This window comes from Hassallia byssoidea VB512170, from assembly GCF_000817785.2.
GTDB classification, from domain to species: domain Bacteria; phylum Cyanobacteriota; class Cyanobacteriia; order Cyanobacteriales; family Nostocaceae; genus Hassallia; species Hassallia carrinoi.
On record NZ_JTCM02000001.1, the window covers coordinates 142,130 to 156,020 of the forward strand.

Annotated in this window: 12 protein-coding genes; 5 read left to right on the forward strand and 7 right to left on the reverse strand. The window is 43.2% G+C overall.

Going from position 1 to position 13,891, the window contains the following annotated elements:
- The first annotated feature begins 152 nt into the window (after positions 1–152).
- The 5 genes from PI95_RS00715 (at position 153) to PI95_RS00735 (ending at position 6,065) form a co-directional block, all read left to right on the forward strand.
- Positions 153–620 (forward strand): MarR family winged helix-turn-helix transcriptional regulator, encoded by a 468-nt coding sequence (locus PI95_RS00715; RefSeq protein ID WP_039752998.1) that lies wholly within the window; start codon positions 153–155, stop codon positions 618–620.
- Positions 621–781: 161 nt separating this feature from the next.
- Entirely contained in the window at positions 782–2,278 is a 1,497-nt protein-coding gene (locus PI95_RS00720; RefSeq protein WP_039752996.1) for an HlyD family secretion protein, read from the forward strand.
- A gap of 119 nt (positions 2,279–2,397) precedes the next feature.
- Positions 2,398–3,678, forward strand: a complete 1,281-nt coding sequence (locus PI95_RS00725) for an MFS transporter (RefSeq protein ID WP_039752995.1) — start codon at positions 2,398–2,400, stop codon at positions 3,676–3,678.
- 180 nt (positions 3,679–3,858) lie between these two features.
- Positions 3,859–5,445, forward strand: coding sequence for a DHA2 family efflux MFS transporter permease subunit (locus PI95_RS00730; protein WP_039752993.1), 1,587 nt, complete (start codon positions 3,859–3,861; stop codon positions 5,443–5,445).
- Between the two features lie 44 nt (positions 5,446–5,489).
- Entirely contained in the window at positions 5,490–6,065 is a 576-nt protein-coding gene (locus PI95_RS00735; protein ID WP_039752992.1) for a Uma2 family endonuclease, read from the forward strand.
- Between the two features lie 8 nt (positions 6,066–6,073).
- On the opposite strand, the gene PI95_RS00740 is transcribed toward PI95_RS00735, so the two are convergent.
- The 7 genes from PI95_RS00740 to PI95_RS00770 all read right to left on the reverse strand — a co-directional run bounded on the left by PI95_RS00740 (position 6,074) and on the right by PI95_RS00770 (position 13,854).
- A complete protein-coding gene (locus PI95_RS00740) occupies positions 6,074–6,475 on the reverse strand; it encodes a fasciclin domain-containing protein (protein ID WP_039752991.1) in 402 nt (133 codons plus the stop codon).
- A gap of 20 nt (positions 6,476–6,495) precedes the next feature.
- Positions 6,496–7,794: a CO2 hydration protein gene (locus PI95_RS00745; protein ID WP_039752989.1), complete on the reverse strand. Its 1,299-nt coding sequence runs from the start codon at positions 7,792–7,794 to the stop codon at positions 6,496–6,498.
- Between the two features lie 109 nt (positions 7,795–7,903).
- Positions 7,904–9,412, reverse strand: a complete 1,509-nt coding sequence (locus PI95_RS00750) for an NADH-quinone oxidoreductase subunit M (protein ID WP_039752988.1) — start codon at positions 9,410–9,412, stop codon at positions 7,904–7,906.
- A 30-nt stretch (positions 9,413–9,442) separates the two neighbouring features.
- A complete protein-coding gene (locus tag PI95_RS00755; RefSeq protein WP_039754054.1) occupies positions 9,443–11,317 on the reverse strand; it encodes an NAD(P)H-quinone oxidoreductase subunit F in 1,875 nt (624 codons plus the stop codon).
- Between the two features lie 373 nt (positions 11,318–11,690).
- Positions 11,691–12,440: a Uma2 family endonuclease gene (locus PI95_RS00760; protein WP_039752987.1), complete on the reverse strand. Its 750-nt coding sequence runs from the start codon at positions 12,438–12,440 to the stop codon at positions 11,691–11,693.
- 33 nt (positions 12,441–12,473) lie between these two features.
- Positions 12,474–12,614, reverse strand: coding sequence for a hypothetical protein (locus PI95_RS00765; protein WP_163518474.1), 141 nt, complete (start codon positions 12,612–12,614; stop codon positions 12,474–12,476).
- Positions 12,615–12,642: 28 nt separating this feature from the next.
- Positions 12,643–13,854: a glycoside hydrolase family 10-like protein gene (locus PI95_RS00770; RefSeq protein WP_039752985.1), complete on the reverse strand. Its 1,212-nt coding sequence runs from the start codon at positions 13,852–13,854 to the stop codon at positions 12,643–12,645.
- Between the last annotated feature and the right edge of the window lie 37 nt (positions 13,855–13,891).

A 13,891-nucleotide genomic window follows, 5' to 3' on the forward strand; every position in this document is an offset into this window, starting at 1 on the left:
AAAATTCACCATCTCCTCCTTGTCCTCCTTGTCCTCCTTGTCTTCCTTGTCCTCCTTGTCTCCCTTGTCAAGAAAGTCCCCTTAGAGCAGCTCTTGCTAAAAACAGATTTATTTGGTTATAATAATATTACGCACGCTAAGGAAATCCGAAAATGATTTCTACATCAAAAAATTTACAAGCTGTGGACTCTTGGCAACAAGTTCTGGCACCATATAATGTTGGCTACAGAGTTAAACTGCTTTCACAACTTCTCACCCGCAAGTTTACTGAGCGGTTAGAACCCTTTGGACTAACGCCATTTCACTGGTTGGTTTTATGCTGTTTGTGGCAAGAAGACGGTTTACCTACTTCCTGCATTGGCGAAAAACTCCAACAAGTGGGAGGTACGTTAACTGGAGTACTCGATCGCATGGAAGAACGCGGCTTGATTCGTCGAGAACGCGATTCGTCCGATCGCCGCATTTGGCGCATTTGGCTTACAGATGCAGGATCGCAACTGGAAACGGTCTTACCTCCAATTGCAGCCGACTTGCGTGAACAAGCGATGTGTGGCATTTCCCACTCTGAACGCGAGCAGTTTTCCCAACTTCTCAATCGAGCGATCGCTAATCTGTCTTAAGAATATGCCATAATCACCCGATTGACTGAAGCACCGTTCATATTTATTTGCCAAAATATTACGTATGCTAAGGAAACGAGATATAAATAGTTGAAGTTAAATATTACGCCTTCTAAATAAAATTTAGTTAATTAAATCATCCATCGGGGGACTTAAGAATTATGGAACGCAGCAATACAACTTTAAATGAACGTAACGGACACTCTTCAGCGGTTTTGGATAAAGAGCTAATTGTGGACTTAGAAACACTGGAAGCTCGGACCATAGAGAAGCCTGCACCAGCTGAAACGCCAGTAGATAAGGAAAATATCCAGCCAGAGACGGCAAAAGAAGAGCAAAAGAAAGCTGCACCGAAGCGGAAAAAACCGATTGGGATAATTTTGGGAGTATTGGGAGTAGGTGCGATCGCCGCAGGTGGATTTGGTTATCGCTACTGGGAATATGCCTCTACCCACCAAGAAACAGACAACGCTACAGTAGCCGGACACATTAACCAAGTTAGCAGCAAGATTCCCGGAACTGTTAGCCAAGTGTTGGTAAACGATAACCAACTAGTACAACAGGGACAGTTGCTAGTAAAACTCGATCCGCAAGACTATCAAAATAAAGTGCAGCAAGCACAAGCAGCACTTTCAACCGCACAGCGTCAAGCACAAGCAGCCGAAGCGAATATTGCTTTAGCTTCACAAACTACCTCTGCGAAGACAAATCAAGCACAAGGCGATGTTAGCGGTGCATTAGCAGCGATTTCCACAGCAAAAGCAGCAGTGCAAGAAGCACAAGCCGGAATACCAGCCGCGCAAGCTGACGTGAAATTAGCAGAAGCGGGAATTCCCGCAGCACAAGCGGAAGTAGCCCAAGCTGATGCTAACTTGCAAAGAGCGCAAGCTGATTACAACCGTTACAAGACTTTGTTTCAACAAGGTGCGATCGCTCGCCAACAACTTGAAACAGCCACATCAACTTATAATGTGAATGTAGCGCAAAAGAATGCTGCTGTTCAGGGAGTACAACAAGCACAAGCGCGGTTAGCATCAGCGAGAGTTGGAGTAGCTAGAGCGCAGTCAAAATTAGCACAAGCGCAAGAAGGCGTAACCAGCGCTCAAGCGAAACTTGCAGCATCCAAAGGAGGACTGCAACAAGCTACCGCCGGCGGACAGCAAACAGCAGTGAATCGCGGACAGTACGAAGCGGCAAAAGCGTCAATTTCCCAAGCGGAAGCGACATTGAAAGACGCGCAACTGCAATTATCTTACACCAACATTACCGCACCGGCAGCCGGACGTGTGGGTAGAAAAAATGTAGAAGTTGGTAATCGCGTGCAAGTAGGAACACCGATGATGGCGATCGTCAATAACGATTACTGGGTAGTCGCTAACTTCAAAGAAACCCAGTTAGAAAAAATGAAGCCAGGAGAACCAGTAGAAATCAAACTGGATTCATTTCCTCATCACAGCTTTAAAGGTCGTGTTGACAGTATTTCGCCAGCTTCCGGCGCTCAGTTTGCCTTATTGCCACCGGATAACGCTACAGGTAACTTTACCAAAATTGTGCAGCGTATTCCTGTGAAAGTTGTTTTCGACCAACAAAGCATCAAAGGCTACGAAGCACGAATTACACCTGGGATGTCTGCGGAAGTTGCGGTAGAAGTCAAGTAATACCAAACGCGAATGAAAACATTTTACGCCTCTCCAATATCTTTCCACCTCCGGAGAGGCGTTTGCAGTCAAGTTAGGTGATATTTATGGAAAGCGTATTGGTATAAACTAAACTTTTAATGAAGACGCAAGCAACTGAGAAAAAGCCGAGAATACCGGCATTTAGGTCAAGAAACTACCGTTTATTTTTTCTCGGGCAAGGTATATCTCTAATTGGCTCGTGGATGACGCAATTAGCCACGATTTGGTTAGTTTATCATTTAACAAATTCACCTGTAATGCTAGGAATTGTGGGATTTACCAGTCAAATTCCTAGCTTTTTTCTCGCTCCCTTTGGTGGCGTTTTTGTGGATCGTTTTTCTCGCCATCGTACCTTAATTGGTACACAAATCTTGGCGATGATTCAGTCATTAACGCTGGCAGTGCTAGCATTAACTGGCGTAATTCAGATTTGGCATATTATCGCTTTAAGTTTGTTGCAAGGATTTATTAATGCTGTAGATGCGCCGGCGCGACAAGCATTTGTGCCAGAATTAATTGAAAGAAGAGACGATTTAGCGAATGCGATCGCCATCAACTCGACAATGTTCAATGGTGCGCGATTAATAGGTCCTGCGATCGGTGGTTTACTAATTGCTCAAGTTGGTGCAGCTTACTGTTTTTTAATTGATGGTGTCAGCTATATCGCTGTAATTGCTGCTTTGTTGGCGATGAATATTAAGTCAAATAAATACCAAGTCAGTAATGCCAATCCCATACAAAAAGTAAAAGAGGGATTTAATTATGCTTTTGGCTTTCCGCCAATTCGGGCAATATTAATATTATCAGCCTTAGTCAGTTTTCTGGGAATGCAATATACAATAATTGTGCCAATTTTTGCGGAAAAAATCTTGCAAGGTGGCGCAGATACACTAGGCTTTTTGATGGCTGCGTCAGGAGTCGGCGCTTTATCTGGGGGAATTTATCTGGCTACACGGGGAACAGTAATAGGATTGGGCAGATTAATTGCCTTTGGTCCAACAATTTTAGGATGTGGACTGATTGCTTTTTCTCTATCGCGATTTTTGCCACTTTCTTTATTTTCATTGTTTTTTGTCGGTTTAGGAACGATTCTACAAATTGCTTCTGGTAACACAGTTTTACAAACAATTGTAGATGATGACAAACGCGGACGAGTAATGAGTTTATATACAATGTCTTTTTTGGGTACAATACCTTTTGGTAACTTATTGGCAGGTTTTTTAGCAAATCATATCGGCGCTACCAATACGCTAATAATTGATGGAATAGCTTGTATTTTGGGGTCTATATTTTTTGTGAGAAAGTTACCTGCTTTAAGGCGATCTATTCGCCCAATTTATGAGCAAAAGGGGATATTAACCAGTAGTGGAAAAGCTTAAGAAATAATAACCGCAGATGCACGCAGATGAACACAGATAAAAGGCATCTGCGTTTAAGAAAATTTATAATCAATATGAAAAACAGCATCTACCTTAAGGTACATTTATAATATCGCCTCAAGTTTGAAAATATAAATATCTTTTATTTCAACGCCCCACTTTCTCAACCGGAGTACCGCTGTGGCTAATACAAATGCAGTTGGCAAAGGCAATCAGACTTCCTCTAATAACGTACCGCTGAGAACCTGGATTGGTGTAATGGCGAGTATGCTTGGTGCATTCATGGCGGTGCTGGATATTCAAATTACCAACGCTTCGCTACAAGATATTCAAGCATCTTTAGGGGCAACTTTAGAAGAAGGTTCTTGGATTTCTACCGCTTATTTGGTGGCAGAAATTGTAGTAATTCCTTTAACTGGATGGTTATCGCGGGTATTTTCCCTCAAACGATATTTGTTAGTTAACACCGCCTTATTTATCTTCTTTTCTATATGCTGTGCTTGGGCGTGGGATCTCAATTCTATGATTCTTTTCCGCGCTTTACAAGGCTTCAGCGGCGGGGTTTTAATTCCTACTGCTCTAACAGTTGTCCTGACAACTTTACCCCCGGCAAAGCAAGCTGTTGGACTAGCCGCGTTTGCGATTACCGCAGTTTTTGCACCGTCGGTTGGTCCCACATTAGGAGGTTGGTTAACAGAAAATTTAGGTTGGGAGTACAACTTTTATATAAATGTAGTTCCAGGGGCATTGATGTTGGCTGGGGTTTGGTATGGCATCACTCAACAACCACCCCAAATGCAATTGTTAAAACAAGGTGATTGGTGGGGAATTCTTTCGATGGCGATTGGGTTAGGTTCCCTACAAGTAGTTTTAGAAGAAGGTAGCCGCAAAGATTGGTTTGGTTCACCTTTAATTGTCCGCTTAAGTATAGTTGCGGCAATTTTTCTAGCGCTATTTTTCTTTATAGAATTAACTCGCAAGCAACCATTTATTAATCTGCGACTTATACGTTATCGCAACTTTGGTTTAGCCAGTGTTGTTAATGTTTCGCTGGGTATAGGATTGTATGGCTCAATTTATATTTTGCCGCTGTATCTAACACAAATTCAAAGATATAACGCCCTACAAATTGGTGAAGTGCTAATCTGGGCTGGGATGCCGCAATTACTGATTATTCCTTTTCTACCCAGAGTTATGAAGCGTGTTGATGTGCGCTTAATGGTTGCTGTGGGTGTGGTTTTGTTCTCTATTAGCGCGTTTATGAATTCGCGGATGACTTATCAAACAGGACACGATCAATTAATTTGGTCACAACTTGTCCGAGCGATGGGACAACCGCTGATTATGGTTCCGCTTACGTCGATTGCTACTGGTGGATTAAATCCCAAAGATGCGGGTTCGGCAAGCGGTTTATTTAATATGATGCGTAATATGGGCGGTTCGATTGGAATTGCATTGTTAGCAACTTTGTTAACTAATAGAGAACAATTTCACTCGAATAGATTGGGGGAATCGATATCTTTATTTTCTCCAGAAACTCAAGCGCGAATTAATCAATTGACGCAGTATTTTGTCAGTCGTGGTTCTGATTTGAGTACCGCGCAAGACCAAGCGATAAAGTCTATTGATAATATCGTTCGTAGAGAAGCGTATGTGATGGCTTTTAATGATTGTTTCTACTTTATTGGCATTGCTTTATTATTAAGTGGAATTGCGATTATTTTCTTGAAAAAGGTGAAGGCGACTGGCGGCGCTGTGGGACATTAACAGCGTTAAAATGTTGAAGATAGCTACCCAGTCCCAGCAAAAAGATGGTTACAAACAAACGCGAATATTACATATCCCCGGAAGAATATCTAGAAGGCGAAAAAGTCAGTCAAGTTAAGCACGAGTATATTGATGGGGAAGTTTATGCAATGGCAGGGGCAAGTGATGCCCATGTTACGATTACCGGAAACTTGTTTAGCGTGCTGCGAAGCCACCTCCGGGGTAGTGGTTGCCGCGTTTATATGGCAGATATGAAAGCGCAAATTCAAGCGATAAATCGCTATTACTATCCTGATGTCATGGTGACTTGCGATACACAAGATAGAGAATTTGAATATTTTAAATCTTCTCCTTGTTTGATTGTAGAGGTGTTGTCTGGTAGTACGGAAGCTTTTGACCGAGGTAAGAAGTTCACGGACTACCGACATTTGCAGTCATTACAAGAATACGTGCTGATTTCTCAAGATACGATGAGTGTTGAATGCTTTCGTCGCAACGAAGAAGGACGCTGGGTGCTTTACCCTTATGAAAAAGGGGAAGAGGTGCATCTAGCTAGTGTTGATTTTCGGTGTGCGATCGCCACAATATATGAAGATGTAGCTTTGCCAGAAATGAATTGATAACTAACTCATCCCATTAAGATGACGTTATCAAGTACATGAATCACACCGTTGTCTGCTTCGATATCCGCAGCAATTACTGTTGCATTCTTCACTTCAAAGTTATCAGATATATTAATTCGGATTTCGGAACCTTCCACCGAAGTTAGAGAATGAATATTTGCCAAATCCGCTTGCATCAACTTTCCGGGTACGACGTGATATTTAAGAATACGCGCAAGTTGTGGCGGATTTTGGACGAGGGTGTGAACGGTGCCGGGAGGAAGTTTGGCAAAAGCATCATCGGTGGGTGCAAAAACGGTGAATGGACCAGGACTTTTCAAAACTTCAACTAGTCCCGCAGCTTTCACCGCAGCTACAAGAGTAGTAAATCCATCGGCACTCACAGCAATATCAACTATATCAGGCATTTGATTTCACCTCCGTAATTTTACCGATAATCTTGGCGCTGAACATCGCGCAATCTCGCTTCTGGACGCTGGAAACGGTCTAACTGAGACTCAAAAAATCGGCGATTTGCCATCAGATGTTCTGGGTTGGGGTCATCTAACGGATAAAGTAATGCTTGTCGTAATGCTTGAATTACTGCTGATGTGACGCAATACATCGAACGCTGAAAGCTAATTCCCAGTTGAATCAGCGTGTCATCTTCACCGCGACAGTATTGTTGATAGTAGTCCACCAAGTAGTCAGGCAAGAAATGTAGCATATCTTGCATCAACAGTGTCGGTGGAATACCCGCTGTCCCGACTGGGAAGACATCTGCATAAAGAATGCCGAAGTGGAAATCTTTTTGGTCTTCAGGTACTTGCTTTGCTTGAGCGTTATAAGATTTAGTACCTCTAAAAGGTGCAGTCCGATAAAATACTGCTTCTACGTAAGGGAGAGCCGCTTCATACAACCAGGTAAAACCTTTGGATTTAGGGATAATTTCGTAGCACTCACCGTGAATATATACATGATGATAAATTGGGCGTCCGGCGATCGCAAAAATTCCATTTACCAAAAAATTCATCGCTTCCGGTACACTTGTTATTTTACCTTCATCGTAAAGGTCTGACATCTCAAAGAATACCGGCGCCATCACTTCCCAAAATAAGCCGAGGTTAGAGTAGTAAGATAGTTGCCGCACTTGCTCAATAAACATATCCGGAAACATTTTATACAGTCCCAACATTACCGGATTGCTTTTGAAGTAAGCTTTAATTGCACGATCGGCATTTGCTTTATACTCGTCGGTATCTAAGTAAGGGTCAAACAGTCCACCCATACCCCGATGCCAAAGCATCGCTTGCATACAAGCTTCGGCAAATTCCATATTGATGCGATCGTGCCAAAGGTGATGTAATAGTTTGGGCAGCTTTTTATTTACTTCACCCTTTTCCATAAACTCCAACAATTCAGGATGCGCGGTTGCTTCTCCGCGCCAAATGCGAATATCAGCGTCATCACCTGCGTAATGATTGTGTAGTTCTAAATATTCTTTGGGTAGAAAGTATTTGAAGAAGGGCACAGGATCGAGAAAAACTCGTTCGGCAATATAAAGTAAGTCGCGCCAGTAAAAGTCCATCGGCACCGCATACGCTTTATAGATGCCGATGATTTGCATCAAGTTTTCCGGTGTATCTGGAAGCATGGCGCCACCTGCTTCTAAGCGGTGAATTACTTCGGGAAATTGATGTTGAGAGGGGGGAAGTTTGGTTGGAGATTGAATTGAAGTTTGGGTCATGGGAGGGGTTAGGGGTCTGCCAAATTGATTATTATGGGTTGTAGTAAGCGGCTCTAGGGCTTTTGGAAGCACTAAAGTGCTTACTACGAAATACGTAAGAAGTAATTTTTTAGCCTTTGAAGTGTTGCCGCTCTAAGTTATGGGCGATGTTAGTTACGGTGGGAATTGCTGATACCATTGTTGTGACTGTCTGTTCGCTCCAGCGGACAAGCCAAGTGGGTTGTACTCCGAGGATGAAAATCAAAATTGCTAAAATGAGGGCGGGTATTCTTTCGCTAGCTTTCACTTTGGGGAAATTGGCGATCGCATTATCCAATTTTCCGAAACAAGTCCGATTGAGCAATATCACAAAGTATACTGCTGTTAAACCGGTTCCCACTACACATAACAAAGTTGGGATGGGAAACTCTGCATAACTGCCTTGAAATACGAGAAACTCGGCGATAAATCCAGCCATACCCGGAATTCCCGCACTCGCCATTCCGCTAAGAATTAATAACGCGCTGATGCTTGGTAATCCGCGAATCGGGTTTAGCAGTCCATTCAAGACGTTTAAATCGCGGGTGCCGATTTTCTCTTCAATTACACCCACCAAGTTAAACAAAATTGCCAGAATTAAGCCGTGGGCGACCATTTGGGAAACAGCACCAACTAAACTTAATGATGTGTGCGCTGCACCACCTAACAAAACGTAGCCCATGTGACCGATTGAACTATATGCTACCATCCGCTTGATGTCTTTTTGAGCGATCGCCGCTGCTGCTCCATAAAGTACACTGACAGTTGCCCAAATTGCTAACCAAGGTGCCAATGTTGCCCAAGCTTCAGGGAAAAGTCCCAAGCCAAACCGGAAAATACCGTAAGTACCAAGTTTCGCTAACACACCTCCTAACAACATCGCTACAGGTGCGGAAGCTGCAACATATGTATCGGGTAGCCAAGTATGCAATGGCACGAGGGGAATTTTGATGCCAAATCCTACCAGTAGTAGACTTAGCAGGATAATTTGCAATCCCAAGGGTAACATTTGTCCCATCAAGGATTCATACGCAAAGCTGGTAGCATGAGTTAACCAAACTAAACCCAAGAATGCTGCTAAAATCAAGATTCCGGAAAGAGCGGTGTAGAGCAAAAACTTTGTTGCTGCATAACTGCGCTTGTCACCACCCCAAATCGATATTAATAAATAGAAGGGGACTAACTCCAGTTCGTAGAACAAAAAGAACAGCAGTAAGTTTTGGGCAACAAATGCACCCGCAACGCCACCAGCAATCAGCAGAATCATCGAGTAAAATAATCGCGGACGCTGAGTATCTTCGTGGCTGCTGTAAATAGCAATCCAAGTAATCAAGCTATTCAAGGCAACCATTACCAAGGAAATACCATCTACTCCGAGTTGGTAATTTAATCCTAAGGTTTCAATCCAAGGTAGGTATTCTGTAAGTTGGAATCCTGGCTGATTAATATCAAACTGAGCCATTACCCAGAATGTCCACAATAGCATTGCTCCAGTAATTAACAATGCGCTCAAGCGAATTTGCCGGGAGGAAACGTTTTTGGGCAAACATCCGATAATGGCTGCACCGAGTATTGGTATCCAAATTAATGTACTTAGCATAGGGGAGGGGGGGAAGATTTTGCGAGAAATCTATTGTGATATTAAAGTCTGGAGAATTTGCTTTAAGTCAGGTACAAATGAGAGGATGACAAGAACAGCGATCGCACTGATGCAGATGGCGATAGTCAAGGCATAAGTTTGAGTTTTGCCTGAGTTGCCATATTTGAGGACTTCACCACCGAATATCGAAGCAAGTCCGACAAGATTCACCAATCCATCGACGAGATAGCGATCGCCCCAATCAACGATGCGCGAAAATATATCTACACCACCCACAACACTGGAGCGATATAAGTTTGGTGTATAAAAATCGTAGGCGAACAAATCCTGCAAACCTTTCCAGGGCAAGCGAATCGGTTTTTGGATGAAGTTTGTGAAGTATATAATACCACCAAGACTTAAACCAAAGATGCTAGACCAAGTAAGCAGCAATGCGACATCTTGATTCAATGTTGCCCATTCGGGGAGAAGAGACAAACTTTGGAGAATCATCGGGATATGAAGCGTAAAGCCTGCTAATGCTGTCATGGGTAGGATTACAGCCCACATAGGTTCAGGCGATCGCTCGGTCATTTGCGTCGGCTTATTCGCAAAAATCAGACCGAATACGCGAACCAAGCTAAAGGCAGTCAAAGTGTTAATTAGCACAAGCAGCCCTACTAATAAAGGCTGAGTATTCCACAGTCCATCTGCTAATTTCAACATTGCCCAGAATCCACCAAGGGGAGGCATTGCAATTAGCCCCAACATACCAGCAATAAAGGAAAGTCCGGTAACTGGACGACGCTTCCAAAGCCCGCCTAATTGAGTTAGATCCTGAGTTATGCAGTTGAGAATAATTGAGCCGCAACTTGCTACCAAAGTTGCCATTGCTACAGCATGAGCTAGTACAATCAACAGAGCCGCTTCGATTTGCTGACTACCAACAGCAATGAAGACAAGACCCATGTAAGCGCTGACGAGATATGAGAGAGTACGTTTAATATCAATTTGAGCGATCGCAATCAATATTCCACCAACAGCAGTAATTGCGCCGATAGCGATCGTCATTGTCATTGCCCACGGAGAAAGTTCCAGCACCGGCTCTAGTTTCACCAGCACCCAGGCTCCAGTCGCTACCACTACCGAATTCCGCAATATTGTACTGGGAATGGGACCTTCCATCGCCTCATCTAACCACAGATGCAACGGAAACTGAGCGCATTTACCCATCGGTCCTGCAATCAGCGCCAAACTTACCAGCGCTGCCACCGTTGGATTAACTTCAGCCGTTTCTGCCCACTGTGCTAACTCTCGAAAATCCCAAGTACCAGCTAAGGGATAAAGAGCCAACACACCCATCAGCAAAAATAAGTCACCTACGCGCTTGGTGAGGAATGCATCTCGCGCTCCCGTAACCACCAAAGACTGATTGAACCAGAAACCAATCAGCAGGTAAGTTCCTAAAGTCAAGATTTCCAGCACAATGTAGCTGAAGAACAGGGAATTGCACAAAACTAAGCTACACATCCCCGCTTCAAACATTGCCAGAAGAACATAAAAGCGTGCCCAACCCCAATCCATCTCTAGATAACCGATCGCATAAAGTTGTGCGAGCAAGTTCAGCCCTGTTACCAAAATGCAAGCTCCCAGGCTGAGAGATGAGATTTCTAACGGAATTGTTAAATTTAACCCTGCAACTTGCAACCAAGAGATAAACTCATATTGAGCAGGTAAATTCCACAGATAATAAAATGCCAAAACACTGTGGACAAAAGCGATTAAAGTCACGATTAAGTTGAAATATCCTGCAGGTCTGGGTCCTGTGCGACGGGTAATCGACGGAAACCAGAGCGCCGACAAAACCATGCCAACTAATGCATAGCACGGTATTAACCAAGCAGTTAGAGTAATAAGTTGAGCCATCCGTTCCATCCTGACACGATAAGACTAATTAAATATACTTATATCTATGATTATTATTTGAGGCATCAAAAATAATCTATATCTATGAAAGTAGCTTACCGTTTAAGTATAAAGAACGTAAGAGTCAAATCATCAAAAAATTCTTGGTAGTGGTGCGAGATTTATCTATGGTTCTATGACTGTAAAATGTAACTTTTGTCAAGCTGTTAATCAAAACATTGCAACCCTCGTAGAGACTTTTGCCGGAACGTCTCTACAATATATGTGATTTGTTGGACATGATATAACAACGCTCCAACGCTCCCACCCTTCGGGTTCACCACTTGCTTCAAGTCGGCAGAGCCGCCCAACGCAGTGGTTCACCAACAACCAACTAATCCAACATTTGCGCGTCAATTCCCAAAGCGTTGAGTTGTTCTGGGGAAAGGGTACGCAACTTCTCAACAATTCTCTCGCGCTTGTGTCGCTCAACTTCGGCGCGTTCCTCTCCTGTTAACAATAAATTCCCCTGTGCATCCCACCACCGCAACCAAGGTAACTCTGCATTTTGATACCATCCTTGCCAAATTCCCAACTCTACCCCCATTGGCTTAATGGGATAATGTCCCCGTTCATTGGGTTGGAGAATTTGATAAGTATTATCAATGAGATGATAAACTTCAACTTGTTCTTTTAATACTTCGTATATTGCATAATAAGGTACGCGAATCGCTTGTTCGTAAACCCAAAACTTACCAACCTCTCCCTGTGAAGGTGGCGTTTTATCGCGTTCTTCGCTACCATCCCCCGATACAAATTCAATCACAATCAACGGTGCAACGTACTCCTTCCACAGCACGTAAGAACGCCGCATTTTACCTTCTAAAGTCGGCGGGACATTGGGTACATAAAACCAGTCTGGTGATAAAGCACCTTTTTCTGGCGGATCTGTCAACCGCCAGTAGATACCTGAATCTTGTCCAATACAATATTGACCATCCGGATGAAGTTGCTCTAAAACAGGTTTGATAGAATCTGTTATTAAGATACTTTGGGGATGCTCTTGAAGGTTTTTCACAAATTTACCATCTGAGTCTGGTAATTGGGTATGGTCAGGCAAGGTGAATGTTGATAGGGAAGTCATAGGCGACAACCATGATTGTATCTAAATTTTATTTTAATGCTGGGGAATGGGTAATGGGTAATGGGGGAATGGGGGAATGGGGAATAGGGAATGGGTAATGGGAATAAAGCCAAATCTATTACCAATTCCCAATTCTCTATTACCAATTCCCAATTCCCAATTCTCTATTACCAATTACCAATTACCAATTACCAATTATCAATTACTTGGTGCGGGGTGCGGGAGAGGGAAACAAAGCTTGAAATGCAGATTGGCGATCGCTAACCGGTTCTGGAGCTGAATCCCAAAGGCTTTCGTAGTAAAAGAAAGTTACGCCCAAACGACGTTGTTGAGCTGCTCGCACTTGCGATTGAATTTGTGCGATCGCAACTGGGCGATTTCTCAACCCTGCCATAATACCAATTCCGGTGGGAATCATCTGTTGTGTTTCCTGAATTTCCGGACGGGTAATTTTTGCGATAAAACTTGACAAATCCTGACGATAAACTTGCATAATTAGTTCGTCTACAATATTCAACCTTACCCAACCGAGCCAATCTTGCAGATGTAACTTATATGCAAAATCGTAATAATTGGGCGAAACCGAGAAAATCGCATTCGGTTTTCTGGCTTTTACAGCTTCATTAAGTTGTATCATGAAGGTTGTGATTTTATCTGCCCGCCAGCGCACCCATGCTTCATCTTCAAAATTCGTTGGCGGATTATTTTTAGTTTCTTGAGTATACAACGCTACTGTATATTTATCGTAGCCAAATTGGTTGGGCAAACTCATGTGATCGTCAAATTGAATTCCATCGACATCATACTGAGTGACAATTTCTAACACCAGGTTGGTGATAAATTGTTGCACTTCTGGAAGAAAGGGATTGAGCCAGACAACTTCACCGGCGACACTAATCGAAGTTTCGCTACCATCCCGCTTTTGCGTGAGCCAATTAGGACGATTTAATGCTAATTCTGAAGTTGGGGGAGCCATGAAACCAAACTCAAACCAAGGAATCGCGAGTAACCCTTGACGATGAGCTTGAGTAATTACATCTGCTAGAATATCTTGTCCTTGGGAACCTCGATCAAAGGAGGGGATACCGATTTTTTTGGCTACGGCGCTGGGATACGATGTATAGCCAGAATTCCATACTACAGGATAGATTGTATTGAAGTTGAGCCGCCTTAATTGACTCATTGCATCCTGCACTTTCAAACGATTTTTCAGGATGTCAAAATCATTACTAGTCAGCCAAACTCCCCTAATTTCCTGCCGGGGTTGTTGAGCGTAGACGCGGAGCGGCTTGTCGTCAGACATCGCCTGAAGGCTATTTATTTGAGATACCGTTATAAATGATACTAAAAACAAGACTGGCAACAAACATTGAATCGAACGCCGCCAACCTAAAGCAATTATACGTAATTTCATTGAATTGAATGATAAGTTAATTACTTCAACAGGCTCG